This window comes from Leptospira paudalimensis, from assembly GCF_026151345.1.
Taxonomy (GTDB): Bacteria; Spirochaetota; Leptospiria; order Leptospirales; family Leptospiraceae; genus Leptospira_A; species Leptospira_A paudalimensis.
Map to the genome: position 1 here is coordinate 3,001,400 of NZ_JAMQPR010000001.1, position 18,667 is coordinate 3,020,066.

Here is an 18,667-nt window from a genome sequence, read left to right on the forward strand (position 1 = left end):
AAAAAACGTAAACATGGGGAAAAAAATAATCGTCGTCGGTGCCTCGAGTGGGATCGGAAAAGCCATTGCTGAACAAGAATTGAACGCTGGGTCCTCCGTGGTCCTTTTAGCCAGAAGGGAAAAATCCCTAGAGTCCATTGCCAAAAAAGCAAATTCCTCCAAAGAGAAACGAGCCTTCCCTTTGGTCTTTGATGTGACTAAATTTCAGACTGCTGAAAAAACCTTCCAAAAAGCTGTCTCCCTCCTTGGTGGTGTGGACGAAGTGTATTTTGCATCTGGTGTGATGCCTGAGATTGGAAAACAAGAATACAATGTGAGTAAAGACTTAGAAATGTTAAACGTTAACCTTCTGGGAGCAGTTGCCTTTTTAAATCCTGTTGCTACTTTTTTTACCAAACAAAAATCAGGAAAGATCATTGGAATCTCTTCCATTGCAGGGGAAAGAGGTAGGAAAGGAAATCCTGTTTATAATACTTCGAAAGCAGGGCTCAATACTTATTTAGAAGCACTACGAAATCGTCTATCAGAAGTAAATGTCCAAGTAACAACAATTAAACCTGGATTTGTCAAAACAGAAATGACAGATGGTTTGGTATTACCTGAAAAAGGATTACTCAAAGCAATTACTGCGGAAGAAGCTGCAGAAAAAATTCGTGCAATCGTTGCGAGTGGCAAAGACGAAGCTTTTGTTCCTGGTATTTGGGCACTTGTCGGTCTTATCATTCGAAACATTCCCAACTTTATTTTCAAAAAACTGAGTATCTAATATGGTTACAAAAAAAACAAAATCCATCCCTAACATAAAAGTCCCAATGAAAGAAAAGGTAGAAGCATGGGGAATGAGTTCATTTTCCATGTCACCGGTGTTTCGACCTGAAACTGAGGAAGAGATCAAAGAACTTTTTGTTTGGGCGAACCAAACTGGCACCAAAGTAGCGTTACGCGGAGGTGGATGTAGTTATGGTGATGCTTCAACCAATACGGATGGAATTGTTTTAGATTTAACTCGTTTTAATAAAGTATTAGATTTTAACTTAAAATCGGGTGTGATGACAGTTCAATCCGGAGCTCGTATCAAAGACCTTTGGGAAACAGGGATCGAAAATGGATTTTGGCCACCTGTTGTTTCTGGAACAATGATGCCAACTCTCGGTGGTGCTCTTTCCATGAACATTCATGGAAAAAATAATTTTAAAGTGGGAACCATCGGCGAACATATCAAAGAATTTACCTTTTTAACTGCAAAAGGTGATATCCTCGAATGTTCTCCTAAAAAAAATTCGGATCTATTTTATTCTGCCATTTCCGGCTTTGGTATGTTAGGTTGCTTTTTGACAGTTCAAATCAAAATGAAACCAATTTATTCAGGAAAGATGAAAATTGATCCCGTGTATGTGCGAAACTTCGATGAATTATTTGCTTATTTTGAAGAACACTACAAAACCGCAGATTATTTGGTGGGTTGGATTGATGCATTTGCATCTGGAAAATCATTAGGCCGTGGTCAAATCCACAAAGCAACCAATCTAAAAGCGGGTGAAGACCCAGATTTTCCAGGGAATTGTTTGTTAGAAAGACAACACCTACCTTCCCGTTTATTTTATGTGATTCCTAAAAAATGGATGTGGATCCTCATGCGCCCATTCAGTTTTAATTTTGGAATGAGGATGATCAATTTAGCAAAATGTATTGCAAGCATATTGGTAAACAACAAAGCCTATTACCAAGGACATGCGGAGTATGCGTTTTTACTAGACTATGTTCCGAATTGGAAATTTGTCTACAAACCTGGTTCCATGATCCAATACCAAGTGTTTATTCCTAAAGAAAACGCAAAACAAGCATTTAGCGAAATATTCACAAAATGCCAAGAACGTGGTATCGTGAATTACTTATCAGTTTTCAAAAAACACAAACCAGATCCATTCCTTCTCACACATGCTGTGGATGGATTTTCAATGGCGATGGATTTTCCTGTCACAAAAGGGAATCGTGAAAAACTTTGGTCTCTTTGTTATGAACTTGATGAGATTGTCTTAAAACACAAAGGAAGATTTTATTTTGCAAAAGATTCTACTCTCCGCAAACGTGTGATGGAGTCTTATTTTCCAAAAGAAAATTTAAAGAAGTTTTATTCTTTAAAGAAAAAATATGATCCAAAAGGAATTTTACAAACAGATTTGTACAAACGAGTGTTTTTAAGTTAATCTACGAAAGGAGGTAGTGTTTGTTTCCTTACCGACACTCCCTCCCATCCAAATTTAAATATTCATCCTTCGGTAGAGAAAATAAGCTGCGTAAGTGAAAATTACAGGTGTGATCCACATCCCGATCCAAATCGGCAATGCTCCATTTTCAGCTAATGTTTTAGCAGTTGAATTTAGAATATAGTATAACAACACCACAGCAATCGTGAGTCCAAGGCTTGCAACACCTGCCGAACGTTTTGTGATCGCACCTGCGAGTGCACCAAGTGTTACAACCACAAAGGACATAAGTGGCATCGCAAATGCCATATGTTGTTGGACGATGACATTCCGAAAAGGTATCCCTTTGGTAATTCTTGATTCAATTTCGTCAGCGAGTTCAAAAAAATTCATTTCCTCTGGATTTCGAACCGGTTTAGAAAAGTAAGCTAAGTCTTCAGGAAAGTCATACGTTTTTTCTGCATATTTGGTTCTTGAAACCAGATCTAAATTTTCATTGAATCTAACTTCTTCCGCGTCATACAAAACCCAACTATGTGGATTTGGAATGTATTTTGCTTTTTGGGATGAGACTGTATAAGTAGGAAATCCGTCAGGAGTGATTTCAATATAATTAAATCCTCCCTTAACTGTGTTTTCCTTTTCATCGATCCAATATACGTAATAAAATCCTTTTTTTCCTTTGATGTGCAATTGGTAGACAAAATCGATCAATCGATTGGAACCTTTTGCCATGATGCTAAATTCTATTTGAGCCTTTTTATTTGCTGGAATCACAACGGTTTGCCCAAACAACGTCATGATAAGCCACATGGCGATACCAAAAAATAAAATTGGAGTGATGATTCGAATGAAGGATACACCTGCCACCATCATCGCCACAAGTTCCTTATTTACGCTAAATTGTCCTATGACAAAACAAACGGAAAACATAAGTGCAGGCGCTACTACCTGATCCACCATCGATGGCAAAGAATACAAAACATGTAAGTATACATGGGACTGGTTTACTTTGGAAGAAACCAAATACTTCATTACATCTGTGAATTTATAAATGACGATCATCGACGTTAACATGATCAGTGTGCCAATGAAAGTTTTGAAAAAATCAAAAAATAAATATCTGTCGAGAGTTCGGAAAGGGATAAACTCTCGTTTGAACCAGAGAAACGGTGTTAAAATAAGGTTCATTGTATTTCCAATAATAACATACTCATATCATCCGAAATGCGTTTTGCAGAAAATGACATTGAGTCTTCATAAATAGCATTTAAAAATTCATCACCTTTTTTGTCAGAATGATTTTTGATGGAATCAAACAAATGTTCTTCACCATAAATCTCACCTGATTCATCAAATACCTCCAAAATTCCATCGGAATACAATAAAATCCTATCTCCTGGAACAAGTGTGATTTGGTAGTTTTTTAAGCTTGGTTTGAGAAAGGAAACAATGAGAGTACCCAGTCCTTCTAAAAACTTTGGTCCATTTTCTTTTTGGATATGAATGATTGGAGGATGACCTGCAATCGAATATTTGATTTCTTTTGTTTCTAAATCCACAAACAAAACACAAGCACTAATATGATTGTTTGGAACTAAACTTTGTAAATCATCATGAATCGCTTTCAAACATTCTGATGGTTGGTTTTGGTTCCCATGAATTTTAAATGCCAATACAGCCATTGCTGACACCATCGCAGATGCAATTCCATGTCCCGATACATCCGCAAAAAATAATGCCATTTTGCCATCTTCTCTTTCAAAGTAACTGATCGCATCACCACCCACTTGGTCAAAGGAACGAAAAAAAGAATAAAATTTAATCCCCTTTTTTTTGGGCCACTCGGTTGTAACTAAGTTTGATTGGGTTTCATTTGCTAATTCCAATTCACTTAACATTCGGTCTTGGAATTTTTTAAGTTGGGATTCTGAACTTCTTAACTTTTCAACAGAACTCAGCCGTATATTCAGTGTTAGGTATGAAACCAAGGCCGGTGTTATGATTGCAGATAAATATAAGGATAGGTCGACTTGGTGTTCTTTTGTATAAATTCCAACTAATATTCCAAAAGAAGTAACAGTGCCCAGATAAGAAACTAGAGAACGTCTGTCCACAAAACTCACACCAATACAAGAGAGAACCAAAATCATTCCAACCAAATAACCGATGTATAATGAATTCCAATACAATAGGATTAAAGAATGAGCACTCATTGTATAAAAAAATACCAACATAATGGTTTGGATATTTTTTCGTACCCAACTCACAAAATAAGTAGCTATAAAAAATGAAATCGTAATCGAAGCATGGATCACTCGAATCCACTTAGGATCATATAAACCCAATTCATCGACAGGGGCAAAGATCCCAAATCCGATAAAACTAGAAAACACAACAAGGCAGATCCTAGAGATTTTTAAAACCTCATCATCTAATTTGAAACGATCTTGTATTGATTGTAACATCATACCAAATTTGAACTTCCAAATTTTGTTTTGAAATGTTCTGGTAATGCAGAAGGTTTTTGTAGTGTGAAATCAAACCAAACAAAGGATGCGTTCCCAGTTAAAACACATTCATTTTCTTCATTCCACATAGAACAAATCACAGAGAATGCTCTGGAAGAAATGGCATTCACTTCAAGAGTGATTTCTAAGGTAGCAGGGAAAACAACTTGTTTACGATAGTCCATATCCAAATGGGTGAGTACTGGACCTGCTTTTACAGGTTTTAATGGAGAATCCCAAAGTCCTTCTTTTGTAAAATAATCTGCTCTTGCAGACTCAAAGTAACGAACGTAGGTGACATTGTTGACATGGCCAAAAGCATCCATCTCTCCCCAGACCACTTGTTGTGTGAATTTATGTTTGTACTTGGATGGTTTTGACATGTATATTACCGAACTTCAAATAAAGATAAGGATACAACCTTATGATCTTTGTCTTTGATTTCCAATCGATACTCTCCTTTTTTTGGCTCCCAGAGATATGGTTCTTTTGCATTTGCAAGAAAGACATCGTTTAAATGATAAGAATACGAAACATCGTAGGAACTGATTGTAAAGAGGATTTTTTGTCGACCATTCGGAATATCTGGATCCAAAGCAAAAATACTCCCACTCACAGGTGTCAAAATTCGAAACGATTTTGTTTTCTCAATTTGATTACTATTAGACGAAAAAATTTCAAGATCTGGTTCCATCTCATTAGAGTTGGATACTTCGATGGGATGTAATTTTGAACTGAGTGATTCATGTAATAAGTCCATAGTCTCTCGCCAAACAGGTGCTGCACCTGTGATGCCAGACACATCCAACATTGGACTTCCAGTCGGATTACCGACCCACACACCAACAGTATAATGTTCTGAATATCCAATACACCAATTATCTCGCATATCTTGGCTTGTTCCCGTTTTCACTGCCGTAAAATAAGAGGTGGATAAAAAATTATCCCATCCAAAACCAAGAGACCTTGCTTCTCTGTCTGATAAAATATCAGAAATCATATAACTTACCTGTGGGGAAAAAATTCTTTTTTGGGTAAGGTTTGTTTCCAATTTTTTCCATTGGATTTGGGAATATATACCACCGTTTGCAAACATCCGATATGCATTGGTAAGTTCTAATAAACTAATGTCAGCTGCACCTAGTGCAAGTGATGGACCATAAAACTCTGGGTACTGTAATCCCTGGATTCCAAGATTTTCTAAAAGGGATACAAATTCATTAACATCTAAAAAAGACAAAGCTCGAATGGCAGGAATATTTAAAGAGGATGCTAAACTTTCCCTTACTGTCACGTTTCCTTTATATGATTTGTCATAATTTAGTGGTCTATAAATACCTTGGTAAACAGGAATTCCAATGGGAGAATCAGATAAAATGGATTGAGGAGTAAGTTTTTTCTGCTCAAAATTTAAAGCATAAACAAATGGTTTTAAAGTGGATCCAACTTGCCTTTTGGTACGAACTAAATCCAATTGAGAAACAGAACTTTCTCGCCCAATATTGGGAACATACACAAGAATATTTCCTGTCTTGTTTTCCAATACAATCACAGCACCATCTTTTACATTTCTATTTTCTAATGTTTTAATATTCCTTCTTAGAATTTCTTCGATTTTCTTTTGGTAAACTAAGGATAAAGAGGTTTCTATTTTCTGATTTTGAAATTGATTGTGACCACCTAATTCAATTACTGTTTTTGCAAAAAGTGGGACAAGGGAAGGATGTTGGGGATAATCTAAATTACGAAACAAACTTTCCCTAACAAAACGAGAAAGTTCCTCACAATCGGATGTTTTCCCATCTCGTTCCCACTTAAGGGCACAAACTCGCTTCGATACTTTTTCAATGGGACTTTGTGGAGAACGAATTAATGCTGCAAGTAAATAGGATTCATTGGGAGTGATCGATGAAACCGATTTACGAAACAATCCTTTGGAAGCGGAAGCAATTCCCTTTAATTCCCCACGAAAATAAATCAAATTTAGATAGGCAGTGAGTATTTCTTCTTTGTTCCAAATTGATTCTAGTTCCATAACTCGATTGATTTGTTTGAGTTTTTGAAAGATGGATTTCCTTTGGTTTTTCTTTGGTTGTAACTCTGGATCAAGAAGAGTGACAAGTTGCATTGATATGGTGGATGCACCTCGTATCGAAGAACCTTTTAAACCTGCAAAAATGGAAGATAAGATTGCATTTCCATCCACTCCACCATGTTCAAAAAAACGTTTATCTTCCGCATGGATGACAGAATCGATTAAAAATTTTGGGAATTCTGAATACTCCACCCACTCTTCTGATCGAAAATCCTTTCTGATCCGAAGGCGTTGGATGAGTTCATTTTTTCTGTCATACAAACTGATGTCAGATGGTGTGAAACTTGCTTTTACTTCCTGATACGTAGGAAGTGCCCATACAATGGAAGGGAAAAATAAAAATAGTGTAACGAGATTTGCGAAGGCCATTCGGTGAAAAGATGAGATCATTGTTTCCAATTCCACCGTACCTTTTTCCAAAGGAAGATTACTCTTCCAAAGTTTCCACGGGTTCATAACCTGTTTCAATGATGAAATGACTACCATACTCTCTGATTTTGTAAGGAACATTGACCCAAATGTTTTTTGTGGATTGGTGTTCTGGAATTTGACAAAGAATCAAAAATGGTTTCTTTGTCGAAAGGCAAAATTGGTATAAATCTTCCAACATTTCTTTCATTCGCATTGGAGTTTCTGACCAATAGGTGTAAGGTGGATCTAAGTAAAAGATGTATGCCGATTCTTCCCCCAATTCCCACTTTAACGCATGTTTGGTGGCATCTTTTCGAAACAATTGGACATTCGGTAGTCCACGAAATAAAGTATGTAAATTTCGAAATCTTGTTTGGTCTAATTCGTAAGTAAGAAGTCGTTTGACAGAAAGGCTATACGCCTCTGCCGAGATTTGCCCACTACCGGCAAAATAATCACAAAACAAAACCGATTCAAAACCAAGTCCCCAAGATAATAACCGTGAATCCATAAGGGAAAAAATTGCTTTTTTAACGAGGCTATTGGTAAAGTTGAGATGACCGGATACATCGGGTGGTGATGGAATTTCTTTTCCTTTCCACTTCCCTTGTGAAACACGCAGACCTTTCATTTATTTCCCAACTGTTTTGATCTCTTCCAATTGGACCAAAATATGTTTGGAAGGAGAGTTTGATTCAATTTCTGAAAAAACCTTTTTGGCTTCGGATTCATTTTTTAAATCCATCAAACCAAGTCCATATAACAAAAGTGCATCATTGTATTTTGGACTTTGTTTTCCATTTTTTTGAAAATCCTTTCCCCATTCTATGAGTAAATCAGATTCTCCAAATACCAAAGCTCTCTCCATAAACAAATAAACTGCATTCCAATAATGTGGCGATAATCTAAAGTTAGGTGAGTTTTCCTTACTTAAATTGGATTTGAGTTTTGACCAGTTTTCTTCTGTAGAAACATAGAGAAAAAATATCCGAGGATCTTTTTCAGGTTCTCGTCCATTTAAGTATTGGAGCGATTGTCTAGATACTAGAGAATAATTTCCTTTTTTGAATTCTGAATACAAAGTCGAAAATGGAGAAGAGTCGCTCCACAAAACGGACGGAACGACCAAAATACAAAAAAGAGAATGGGTAAAAGTCAATTTAAAGTTCGGTGATATTGGCTGATCCGCACATTGGACAGATCAATTCCCATGAATCGAGGTATTCATCCTCACCTTCGGCTTCCCAACGATGGTCACAGTCCTCACAAGCATACGTTACAACGTCTTCGTTTAGGCTCTCTGCATCGAATTCGTCATCATCTAAAAAATCATCTTCCATACCCTTCTCACTAAATCACAAAGAAAAAGCCGTGTCAAGTGGGGAGGGCAAAAAAAAATGGGAACAAACGATGGCGATTTACTCCCGGTACGAACCACATAGAAAGAAGAAATCAAAGGCACCGCTATTTTTATTGGTTTTAGCGCTTGGCCTCTCCGCTTTAGGGTTTACCTATAGAAAAGAAATTTATTTTCTTTTTGCCAAAGACCAAAGTGTCAGAGCAGAAAAAACCAAAGAAAAAACGATCGAACTCTGGAAATCAGGGAATCTCAAAGAAAAAGAGATAGAAGACTTCCAATCAATTGCAACCAACTACTCAGAAAAAGACCCAACTGATCCTGTCGCTTTTCATTTGATCGCAAGGAGTTTGTTTTGGAATTTAAATCGATTAGGAATCCAATTTGACCACGACAGTTTGATCTTACATTTAGGTTCTCCATTTCGTGAATTCATCGGAAGTTCAGTTCTCGCCGAATCGACATTAGACTCTATCTTTTGGAATGCAAGGACTGCAGAATCTTATTCCTCCTCTCCCTTTACTGACTGGGAAAACAACCGAGTGTTGTTATTCCTCGGAGAAACTCATCGGAGTGTCAAACGCCCTCAAGTTTTAGTAGGAGAATATGGAAACATCGATCGTTCTAAATTATCTCCCGAACTACAAACTGTTTACATTTGGTTACTAACCTTTAATACGATGCTTGCTGGTGATGCAAGTGGTCTCGATCATTTAATCACCATTACAAAAGATCCGAATTTTAAATTAGGAATTCAATTTTCTCCGAGAGAAGAAAACTTCTTACGGGGTCTTGGTAAGTATTATAAAAAAGATTATGTGGGAGCTTTGTCTTTGCTCAGACAAGCGAAAACCAATAATCCAGATACCATTACGGAAACATCCATCATCACAGAAGCTACTATATTCCACCTGCAAAATTTATCGCAGAAAGGAATTGATTTGTTAGAAGAGTTTTACCTTGCCACTGGCAAAAAAAATACAGAAATCCCAATCTTAATTTCCCAATTCATCAAAGAAAAACCAGGCCTAAAAACTAAACTGGATCTAAGTTTGGATAAAAAAGAATGAAACGTCTCTTATCCAAGTTACACTTATTAGGTGTTGTTTTCAGTTTTGTAACAAGTATTGGTTGTGGAATATTTTACAAAGGAGTCCCAAAACCGGGTGAATTTTGTTATGTTCTTTCAAAACCACCTGAATGTTTGTATGTCAACTTCGAAGAGAAAAAACTCACCTGGGAAAATGTTGAATATTCTTTGGAAGAAAAACTTCGAATGGATTATTTCTTTCATAAAAACGATGATTTATACGAACTAACAGTCGCTACAGTCAATAGAGTCGAAATTAAAAATTTATCCCGCTCTGGTTTTAATCAGTTCTACATGAGAAAAAAAGAAAAATTCACTGATATCCCAAAAGGAAGTTCTAATGATGAAACAAAACATTGAAGAAATCCAAAAAGAAATCGTCTCTGAATTTTCGGATCTGACTGATTGGGAAGAAAAATTCCAATACCTAATCGAGTTAGGTGAGGAATTACCAAAGTTTCCTGATGAAAAAAGAACAGAAGAATATTTAGTACCGGGATGCCAATCTCGGGTTTGGGTCGCACCAAGACTGAATGATGGAAAACTGGAGTTTGATGCAGATAGTGATACCGCACTTACGAAAGGACTGATTGCTATTCTAATACGAGTATTTTCAGGACAAAGTCCAGAAGATATAGCAAAAGCCTCACTTGGTTTTATAGAAGAAGTTGGTCTTGCAAAGTTTTTATCGATCTCAAGACGGAATGGTCTTTTTTCTATGGTACAAAAACTAAAGGGGTATGCAGAAAAAGTATAAAATTCCTCTTTTTTCCTTTGCAAACTAGTTTTATCTGCTTAGAATTCTCTTTCGAATGAACGTTAGGACTTCTATGAAACAAATTCTGATTCTATTCTTTGTTCTTTTTACAATCCAATGTAGTAAAGACCTTTCTCCCTTTGGTGGAGAAGTAAATGTATCTCCCTTACCCAAACGTATCAAACCTGAATGGCCGAGTCCAAATTGGAAAATTGTCACTCCTGAATCAGTTGGTGTTTCTTCCGCAAAACTTAAATTAGTTGAAGAGTATGCATTTGCGCGTACTGGTGATGAAACAGACAGAAAAGGTAGAAGAACTGATGCAGTTGTCATCCTTCGGAATGGAAAACTCATTTATGAAAAATATGCTCGTAACTTTAAGGAAGACAAACTTCACCTAACTTGGTCAGTTTCAAAAAGTATTTTACAAACGATGTATGGAATTGCAGTCAAAGATGGACTTATCAAGTTAGACGACCCTGGTTATTATCATTATGAACCGCTTAGTAGAGATGAAGCACATAAAAAAATTACGATTCGTCATCTTTTAAATATGTCATCAGGTCTTGCTGCGGAAGAAGGGTATGAAAGTGGTCCACTCAAATCCTCTGTGATTGCCATGTTGTATACGAGAGGCCGACAAGACATGGGGAGTTTTTGCGCCAACCTTCCCCTTCGCGCCGAACCTGGAACACAAGTATATTACTCCAGTTGTGATACCAATATCCTTTCTGCGATATTGAAGAAAGTATATGGCAAAGAAGAATATGACAAACTTCCCTTTGAAAAAATATTCAAACCACTTGGAATTTCTAATGTAACGTTTGAAAGAGATGCTTCTGGAACGTATGTAGGCTCTTCTTATCTTTATATGACAGCAAGGGATCTTGCCAAAATTGGATACTTGTATTTAAACGATGGTGTGTGGAATGGAGAAAGATTTTTACCTGAGGGTTGGTTAACATTTACAAGGACACCTTCCCCAGGTTATAAAACAACACCGTATTCAGATGATTTATCACAGGATAATTATACTGCACATTGGTATGCAAATACTGGAGTTCCTGATCGAGGTATCCATGAGCCTTGGCCTGATGCACCCAAAGATACCTTCGCCGCTCTTGGACATTGGGGTCAAATGATGTATGTGATTCCAAGTTTAGACCTCGTAGTAGTTCGGTTTGGTGATGACCGCGAAAAAGCGTTTATCAAAAATGAATTTTTAAAATTGATCAAGGAATCAGTGATTCGGTAATCTTATGAAACGTAAAATTTCAATTTTCTTAGCTTTATTCTTTTTAATTGTTCTGTTTTGGTCACAATGGAATTGGAAACACCTATCGAGTTTTCCATCCATCATCTCCAGTTTTTACTCAAAAGAATACTGTAGTTGTTACTTTGTGATGGAGTTATCAGAAGAACAGTGCCATGATTTTGCAAGACAGTGGGTTCCCATCAGTGAATTCAAATTAGACAAAGAAAATCAATCGGTGACAGTAAAAGGTCTGGGTAGAACCAATACAGCAAAATTCCAATCCAAAGAATATGGTTGTACCTTACTGAATGAATAATCCTTAGCGGTAATAACGCATCCCTGGAAAAATAAAATTGATGCCAAAGATTAATCCTTTAGCCTTCACTTCTTCTGGGACGGGACCAAAGTTTTGACCTCGTATGGAATCTAAACATGCTTGGTCGACAACAACTTGCCCTTGTGAAGAAACCAAACGAACATCCAAAACTTGTCCTTGTTCACTTAACATAAACAATACTTTAGTTTCTCCTTCCTTAATTCCTTCTCTGGCAACAATTCCTGCCATATCACGATAGGCATAGTTTCCACCACCGGGAGGCGCAAAGGATTCTTCTATCCGTTTTAACATATTTTTGAAATAATAATAACCTGCTAATTGTTTGGTGGGAATGGTAAGTGCTTTTGCTCCATCCCAACGAAATAAGAAATCTTGTTGGAAACGATAATTAAATGGAATTTTTGTCATCTGACCAGCGTTTGCAGCCTGGTTCGGACGTTCCTCTGAATTGGAATTGGTTTTTGGGTCTGCTTTGAAAATACCAAATTCAAAAAGTTCGTCTTCTTTAGATTCTTCTGATTTTGGCTGTGTTTTACTTGGTGTGGAAGTGGCACTTCCCATGATGAACTCTCGGAACTGGGTTAATGTATGAAACCCTTGTTTCTCAGTGATCCCTCCACCTCCCGCCGAATCCTTGTTAGACAAAGCTTTGTATTCATCTTTTTTATCGGGATTGATGAACTGTTGTTCTACTAATACTTCGTATATTTTTTCTTGTTCTTTGGGACTTAGGTTTTCGAGAGTTTGTTCTTCTGCCCACATCTTCCATAACATATTCCTCGTGATGAGGTGAGCTAAAAAAAAGGACGCAAGTAAGATCACAAATGTGAATGCAAAAAAGAGACGTTTTTCCCCTTCTTCTTTTTCGGGTAATCGGAAATCAAAAGAGAGTGGGGCCATTTTCACGATTTTCTCCCGTATTTCCAATATAAGGAAGTCCTAAATGTTCGTAAGCTTTTTTCGTAGCCACACGACCCTGTGGAGTCCGGTCAATGAGACCCACACGCACAAGGAAAGGTTCATAGGTATCTTCGATGGTTCGTTCTTCTTCGCCAAGGACAACGGCAATTGGTTTGATCCCGACAGGTCCACCCCCGTAACGGGAAATGAGAATATCAAGAATTTGCCTGTCTACGGCATCAAGTCCCAAATGGTCCACACCCATACGTTCAAATGCATAACGACATGTCTTTAAGCTAACAGACGTTTCATTGTTTACTTCTGCAAAATCCCGAACTCGTTTTAAGAGATGGTTGGCTATCCTTGGGGTTTTTCGACTGCGTTTTCCCACTTCCATCGCCACACCTTCGCCGAGGTTCACTCCTAGTAATTTTGCCGAACGATCTACGATGATTTGCATTTCTTCATCTGTGTAAAAATCAAGTTTGAGATGGATGCCAAACCTTGATTTTAAAGGATCACTGACAAGCCCAGACCTCGTTGTGGCACCCACTAAGGTAAACGGTTGGAGTTGGATTTGTAAAGCATTGGCGGTAACACCTTCTCCCACAACTAAATCCACAAAAAAATTCTCCATGGCAGGGTATAAAAGTTCTTCCTGTTTTTTGATAAAACCATGGATTTCATCGATGAAAAGGACTTCGTTTGTTTTGAGTAAGGTAAGAAACCGAACCAAATCAGCACCTTTCGAAATGGCAGGTGCCGAGGTGGGTGTAAATGCGACTGCTAGCTCGTTGGCGATGATATTCGCGAGGGTGGTTTTGCCAAGTCCAGGGGGACCTGAAATGAGAACATGGTCGAGAGGGCTCTTTCGTTTGCGAGCCGCCTCAACATATACCGAAAGATTGGCTAGAACCTCTTTTTGTCCAATGAACTCAGACAGTTTTGTGGGGCGAAGGTTTGGTTCCTCTTCGCCCGCTTGCATCCAATCTTCTCGTAAACTCACCTCAATTGGGTTTCTTCTCTGGAGTGATGGACGTCAAGATTTCATTTTTATTTCGAATGATTTTTAGTTCGATACGTTTGCCAATCGGAGACGCTAAAACAAAACTTACCAATTCTTCTGGGGAACGGACAGGTTTTCCATCAAAACTGAGGATGACATCATTTAATGTGAGACCTGCTTTATCCGCTGGGGATCCCTTTATAATTTGGCGGATGATGGCACCTTTGTTGTCTTTTAATTGGAACTGGCGGATGTCTTCTTCTGCAATATTGTCAACACCTGCTCCAATCCAAGCCCTGGTGACCTTTCCATTGGTTTTGATTTCCTCTGCCACACGGCGTGCTTCGTTGATCGGAATGGCAAATCCAATCCCTTCTGATCCTCCAGACTGGCTCACAATCATACGATTGATCCCCACAACTTCTCCACGGATATTGAGAAGTGGTCCTCCACTATTCCCTTGGTTGATCGCTGCATCCGTTTGGATGTAGGAAAGTCCAGAAGTATCAAGTCCTCCGCGTTGGATGGCAGATACCACACCAACAGTAAAAGATTGTTCGAGTCCAAGTGGTGCTCCAATGGCAATCGCCCAGTTCCCCACTTTCACTTTACTAGAATCACCAATCAAACTTGGAGTGAGACTTCCTTTTGGTGCACTGATTTTTAAGATCGCAATGTCTGCAGTGGAATCCGAACCAATCAATTTCGCTTCGAATTCTTTTTTGTTTTTTAACCTAACAGTGAATTTATCCATGTTTTGGATCACGTGATGGTTTGTCATAATGTAACCATCTTCGTTTAAAACAATTCCAGAACCAAGGCCTGAAAGTTTTTGTTGGCGTGAACTCCTTCTTGGATCTTGTCTGCCAAAAAAATATTCAAACGGATGGAGTGGAACGTTTACGGTTCCTTCCGTTGCAATGGAAACAACACTGGGAGAAACTCGATCAAACACTTCTTGGAAAGCATCTTCTAATGCAACTGCTTGGGTTTGAGCTGGTGATAATTTTTCTCCACCATCTGCTTTGAGTTGTAACGGGTTCTCGTTTGAATTTCCACACGTCAATATGGGAGACAAAAATGTCCCAAGTAATAAAAAGCTGAACGCAATGGCTATATATCGTAAAGGATTCGTTTTTTTCTCAGTCATAGACAATGAACACTCTCTCCTATTCTATCAGACCCCAGAAACGGGGGGAAAGTTCCCATTTCTTGGAATCGTTTTTTCATAAAAAAACTTGAACATTTTGTAACAAGCCAAACAAGTCATTGTATGGCAACTCAGGTTTTAATTCCCCTCTGTCCTGGTTTTGAAGAAATGGAAGCGATCATTTTGATTGATGTCCTGCGCCGAGGAAACGTAAACGTTGTCTCGATTAGCAAATCAAAGGAACCAGTGGTTGCATCGCGTCATACGATTCACCTGGCAGACAAAACATTTTCAGAAATCATTCCCAATGATTTTGATGCCATTGTTCTACCAGGAGGTCTTAACGGCACAAAGAACCTCATGGCCGAACCTGAAATCGAATCTCTATTACATTCCTTCCACCAATCGAAAAAAACAATTGGTGCCATCTGTGCAGCACCTGCTGTTTTAAGAAAGTTTCAGATTCTGTCGGGAGAAAATCCATATACTTCGTTTCCATCGACTGAGGATTTGGTGAGTGGAGCCGGTGGAAAGTATACAGGAAAACGGATTGAGTCGTATAACCACATCCATACGAGTGTCGGACCTGGTTCTGCTTTTGAGTTTGCTTTGTATCTTTTAGAATTATTCGAAGGGAAAGAGGTAATGGAAAAGGTAAAACAGGGATTGTTATTACCCTAATCCGAATGAGTATTACGTTCGTTGATCATGGAAGTGACTGCCATTTCTTCTGTATCAAAAACTTCTAAGTGACTTTCCATTCCAGTCATTTTAAAAACTTTTGCAACGGAACCATGCACACTACATACTTTTAAATTGCCATGGTATTTTTTTAATTTATACATAGCGGTAACGAGAGTTCCAATTCCAGAACTGTCCATAAACGGAACCTTTTCCAAATTCACAACAATCTCGTATTGGTGTTTGCGCATTTTGTCATCTAGAATGTCTTTTAATTCTTTTGCATTGTACAAATCGACTTCACCTTCAATGGTGATGACAACTACCTGATTGGAAGACGTTTCGTGAATGACCATTTGATGTACGTTGGCTCCTTAAAAAGAAATGAAAAGGAAAAAAATTACATTCTAAAGACACCGAATGGTTTTCTTTCTTCTTTTCTTCTACTGAGGACAGACAGTGCCCTACCCAAAATTTTGCGAGTGTCAGCAGGATCGATGATTCCATCATCCCATAACCTTGCCGAACTGTATACAGCAGACGATTTTTTTTCATAATCATCCAAAATTGGTTTTTTGAAAGTAGTTTCTTCTTCAGGTTGGATGGTTTCGCCCGCTGCTTCTTTTTGGTCTTTTTTCACAGTCCATAATACATTGGCGGCTTGTTCTCCCCCCATCACAGAGATACGGGCATTGGGCCACATCCATAAAAATTCAGGAGCAAAGGCACGACCACACATACCATAATTCCCTGCACCATACGATCCACCAGTAACAATTGTTAACTTGGGAACTGTTGTTGTGGAAACAGCATTCACCATCTTTGCACCATCACGTGCAATCCCATTGTTTTCATATTTTTTTCCTACCATAAAACCAGTAATGTTTTGGAGGAATAATAATGGGATCCTTCGTTGGTCACAAAGTTCAATAAAATGAGATGCTTTTAGTGCAGATTCAGAAAACAATACTCCATGATTGGCAATGATTCCAACTGGGTATCCGTAAATTTCAGCAAAACCTGTTACGATTGTGGTTGCATATAGTTTTTTAAATTCATGAAACCGAGAACCATCCACCAAACGTGCAATGATTTCTCTTGGATCATAAGATTTTCTAGAATCACGTTCAATGATTCCATAAATTTCTTCAGAAGGATAGAGTGGTTCTTCTGTTTCTTTCGATAATGTTTGATTTTTTACATTTAAATTTTTGATAATGGATCTAGTAATTTCTAATGCATGATAATCATCTTCTGCATAATGATCAGTAACACCCGAAATACGGCAATGAACATCGGCACCACCTAACTCCTCACCAGTCACAACTTCACCTGTTGCTGCTTTCACAAGTGGTGGACCACCTAAAAAGATTGTTCCATTCCCTTTTACAATCACTGACTCATCTGACATTGCAGGAATATAAGCACCACCAGCCGTACAAGAACCCATAACAACTGCTATCTGAGAAATTCCCTTTGCGCTCATTCGCGCTTGGTTAAAAAAGATTTTACCAAAATGATCCTTGTCTGGAAACACTTCATCTTGCATTGGCAAAAATGCTCCACCAGAATCGACTAAGTAAATACATGGTAAGGAATTGTTTTCTGCAATCTCTTGTGCCCTTACATGTTTTTTAACAGTTAAGGGATAATAGGTTCCCCCTTTGACAGTTGCATCATTGGCAACAATCATACAATCTACACCTTCTACTTTTCCAATCCCTGTGATAATGCCAGCAGATGGAACTGGATCGGGGTAAACACCTTCGGCAGCAAGGCCACAAATTTCCATAAATTCAGTATCTGCATCAATCAATTCATTGATTCGTTCGCGAGCAGTGAGTTTACCTCTTGATTTATGTTTCTCAAGTGCTTTTTTGCCACCACCTAACTTCACTTGTTCGATAATTTTTCGTATAGGCACAAGGATTTCTAAATAAGTAGTTCGATTTGATATAAAATCGGAAGAGAGTGGATTAATTTTTGAGATCAGTCTTTCCATATTAGTCCTTATTGTTTTTGTTAAAATGGAATGTTTTGGTTTTTTTATGAGAAAAACTATCTACGAAATAATGAAGTTTTTCGAAGACAACTGTAGGGCATTCTTCCATAGCAAGATGTTTACAAGGCAAAAACACTAAACTACTGGTCCTTAGAGTTTCTTTCATATATTCAGTTTGGTTTGGAGAAATACGAAAATCTTCTTCCCCAATATAAATTTGCCGTAATCCAACAAATTGTTTGGCACCTTCCTCAATCTCACGAAGAGCATGAGTGGATCTGTCTACATTACGAATGAATTCTAATGTATTTTTGCGATTTTTTCCCTCAAATAACAAGTGATACATGGTCTTCTCCCATTCGCTTGTGAAATGGTGGCTTTTTTTTACGAGAAACCATTTATAAAAAAATCGAAGTAGAGGTGGGCGAAACAAAAATGAAAAAATTTCCCCAATGATTGGCAAACGAAGAAAATGTAACGGAAAGTAGAATTTAAATTTAGGTAAGTTCATAAACCCACCTAATATGGATAATGATTTATATTGGTTTGTTTGGTCTTTAAATGCAAAACACATAATTGGTAATGCATAATCAAAAGCAACAACATGTACCTTTTTATCACCCACAACATTCTCTAAAAAAGGAGACAAATAATGAGCTTGTAATCGATGAGATAACGGACCATCTGGGCGACTACTAAATCCTGTTCCTAAAAAATCAAGTGCAATCACTCGGTAATGAGTCGATAACAATTCGATTAGTTTGCGATAATTATAGGAAGTAGTCAAAAAACCAGGCAACAGGAGGATGATTTCATCTCCTTTTCCTTCATCTAAATAAAAAAAACTTAAACCATCAATTTCAACAGATTTTCCGGAATTGATATGTGACTGCAAACTAGGTGTCATGT

Annotated in this window: 21 protein-coding genes; 8 read left to right on the forward strand and 13 right to left on the reverse strand. The window is 37.9% G+C overall.

The genetic code is table 11. The annotated features are described in order from the left end of the window. Positions 1-13: 13 nt before the first annotated feature. Together ND855_RS13840 and ND855_RS13845 are read left to right on the forward strand one after the other, a co-directional pair. Positions 14-766: an SDR family NAD(P)-dependent oxidoreductase gene (locus ND855_RS13840; RefSeq protein ID WP_265358812.1), complete on the forward strand. Its 753-nt coding sequence runs from the start codon at positions 14-16 to the stop codon at positions 764-766. Position 767: 1 nt separating this feature from the next. Further along, entirely contained in the window at positions 768-2,207 is a 1,440-nt protein-coding gene (locus ND855_RS13845) for an FAD-binding oxidoreductase (protein WP_265358813.1), read from the forward strand. 54 nt (positions 2,208-2,261) lie between these two features. On the opposite strand, the gene ND855_RS13850 is transcribed toward ND855_RS13845, so the two are convergent. The 7 genes from ND855_RS13850 to ND855_RS13880 are packed head-to-tail and all read right to left on the reverse strand — an operon-like array spanning position 2,262 to position 8,563. Continuing rightward, entirely contained in the window at positions 2,262-3,398 is a 1,137-nt protein-coding gene (locus ND855_RS13850; RefSeq protein WP_265358814.1) for an LptF/LptG family permease, read from the reverse strand. After that, the gene (locus ND855_RS13855; protein WP_265358815.1) at positions 3,395-4,678 is read right to left on the reverse strand and encodes a PP2C family protein-serine/threonine phosphatase; all 1,284 of its coding nucleotides are present in this window, start codon (positions 4,676-4,678) and stop codon (positions 3,395-3,397) included. The genes ND855_RS13850 and ND855_RS13855 overlap by 4 nt, the downstream gene beginning before the upstream one ends. Then, positions 4,675-5,100, reverse strand: a complete 426-nt coding sequence (locus ND855_RS13860) for an acyl-CoA thioesterase (protein ID WP_265358816.1) — start codon at positions 5,098-5,100, stop codon at positions 4,675-4,677. Before ND855_RS13860 ends, ND855_RS13855 begins: the two co-directional genes overlap by 4 nt. A 5-nt stretch (positions 5,101-5,105) precedes the next feature. Next, positions 5,106-7,202, reverse strand: a complete 2,097-nt coding sequence (gene pbpC, locus ND855_RS13865) for a penicillin-binding protein 1C (protein ID WP_265358817.1) — start codon at positions 7,200-7,202, stop codon at positions 5,106-5,108. A gap of 37 nt (positions 7,203-7,239) precedes the next feature. Then, positions 7,240-7,854 (reverse strand): RsmD family RNA methyltransferase, encoded by a 615-nt coding sequence (locus ND855_RS13870; RefSeq protein WP_265358818.1) that lies wholly within the window; start codon positions 7,852-7,854, stop codon positions 7,240-7,242. Beyond that, on the reverse strand, positions 7,855-8,334 hold the full coding sequence (locus ND855_RS13875) for a tol-pal system YbgF family protein (protein WP_265358819.1): 480 nt from the start codon (positions 8,332-8,334) through the stop codon (positions 7,855-7,857). It abuts the gene before it with no gap. A 49-nt stretch (positions 8,335-8,383) separates the two neighbouring features. Further along, positions 8,384-8,563, reverse strand: a complete 180-nt coding sequence (locus ND855_RS13880) for a hypothetical protein (RefSeq protein ID WP_100715752.1) — start codon at positions 8,561-8,563, stop codon at positions 8,384-8,386. 70 nt (positions 8,564-8,633) lie between these two features. Between ND855_RS13880 and ND855_RS13885 the strand changes: the two genes are divergently transcribed. The 5 genes from ND855_RS13885 to ND855_RS13905 all read left to right on the forward strand — a co-directional run bounded on the left by ND855_RS13885 (position 8,634) and on the right by ND855_RS13905 (position 11,998). Then, on the forward strand, positions 8,634-9,650 hold the full coding sequence (locus ND855_RS13885) for a hypothetical protein (RefSeq protein ID WP_265358820.1): 1,017 nt from the start codon (positions 8,634-8,636) through the stop codon (positions 9,648-9,650). After that, positions 9,647-10,030, forward strand: coding sequence for a hypothetical protein (locus tag ND855_RS13890; RefSeq protein ID WP_265358821.1), 384 nt, complete (start codon positions 9,647-9,649; stop codon positions 10,028-10,030). Before ND855_RS13885 ends, ND855_RS13890 begins: the two co-directional genes overlap by 4 nt. After that, entirely contained in the window at positions 10,014-10,427 is a 414-nt protein-coding gene (locus tag ND855_RS13895) for a SufE family protein (RefSeq protein WP_265359411.1), read from the forward strand. The genes ND855_RS13890 and ND855_RS13895 overlap by 17 nt, the downstream gene beginning before the upstream one ends. A 73-nt stretch (positions 10,428-10,500) precedes the next feature. Further along, complete coding sequence (locus ND855_RS13900; RefSeq protein ID WP_265358822.1) at positions 10,501-11,682, forward strand: serine hydrolase domain-containing protein; 1,182 nt, start codon at positions 10,501-10,503, stop codon at positions 11,680-11,682. A 4-nt stretch (positions 11,683-11,686) separates the two neighbouring features. Continuing rightward, a complete protein-coding gene (locus tag ND855_RS13905) occupies positions 11,687-11,998 on the forward strand; it encodes a hypothetical protein (RefSeq protein WP_100726106.1) in 312 nt (103 codons plus the stop codon). Positions 11,999-12,001: 3 nt separating this feature from the next. Here the strand turns inward: ND855_RS13905 and ND855_RS13910 are convergent, their stop codons facing one another. The 3 genes from ND855_RS13910 to ND855_RS13920 are packed head-to-tail and all read right to left on the reverse strand — an operon-like array spanning position 12,002 to position 15,075. Beyond that, positions 12,002-12,919: a TonB family protein gene (locus tag ND855_RS13910; RefSeq protein ID WP_265358823.1), complete on the reverse strand. Its 918-nt coding sequence runs from the start codon at positions 12,917-12,919 to the stop codon at positions 12,002-12,004. Next, the gene (gene ruvB, locus ND855_RS13915) at positions 12,900-13,904 is read right to left on the reverse strand and encodes a Holliday junction branch migration DNA helicase RuvB (protein ID WP_265359412.1); all 1,005 of its coding nucleotides are present in this window, start codon (positions 13,902-13,904) and stop codon (positions 12,900-12,902) included. The genes ND855_RS13910 and ruvB overlap by 20 nt, the downstream gene beginning before the upstream one ends. A gap of 22 nt (positions 13,905-13,926) precedes the next feature. After that, complete coding sequence (locus ND855_RS13920) at positions 13,927-15,075, reverse strand: trypsin-like peptidase domain-containing protein (protein ID WP_265355563.1); 1,149 nt, start codon at positions 15,073-15,075, stop codon at positions 13,927-13,929. 123 nt (positions 15,076-15,198) lie between these two features. Here ND855_RS13920 and ND855_RS13925 point away from each other — a divergent pair, with 123 nt between their 5' ends. Further along, on the forward strand, positions 15,199-15,756 hold the full coding sequence (locus tag ND855_RS13925) for a DJ-1 family glyoxalase III (protein WP_265358824.1): 558 nt from the start codon (positions 15,199-15,201) through the stop codon (positions 15,754-15,756). On the opposite strand, the gene ND855_RS13930 is transcribed toward ND855_RS13925, so the two are convergent. Genes ND855_RS13930 through ND855_RS13940 form a run of 3 tightly spaced genes read right to left on the reverse strand, consistent with a single transcriptional unit; the run spans position 15,753 to position 18,665 of the window. Next, positions 15,753-16,112 (reverse strand): STAS domain-containing protein, encoded by a 360-nt coding sequence (locus ND855_RS13930; protein ID WP_265358825.1) that lies wholly within the window; start codon positions 16,110-16,112, stop codon positions 15,753-15,755. The two genes, ND855_RS13925 and ND855_RS13930, sit on opposite strands and share 4 nt — an antisense overlap. Before the next feature lie 44 nt (positions 16,113-16,156). Next, complete coding sequence (locus ND855_RS13935; RefSeq protein ID WP_265358826.1) at positions 16,157-17,758, reverse strand: carboxyl transferase domain-containing protein; 1,602 nt, start codon at positions 17,756-17,758, stop codon at positions 16,157-16,159. 1 nt (position 17,759) lies between these two features. After that, positions 17,760-18,665, reverse strand: a complete 906-nt coding sequence (locus ND855_RS13940; protein ID WP_265358827.1) for an alpha/beta fold hydrolase — start codon at positions 18,663-18,665, stop codon at positions 17,760-17,762. Positions 18,666-18,667: the final 2 nt, after the last annotated feature.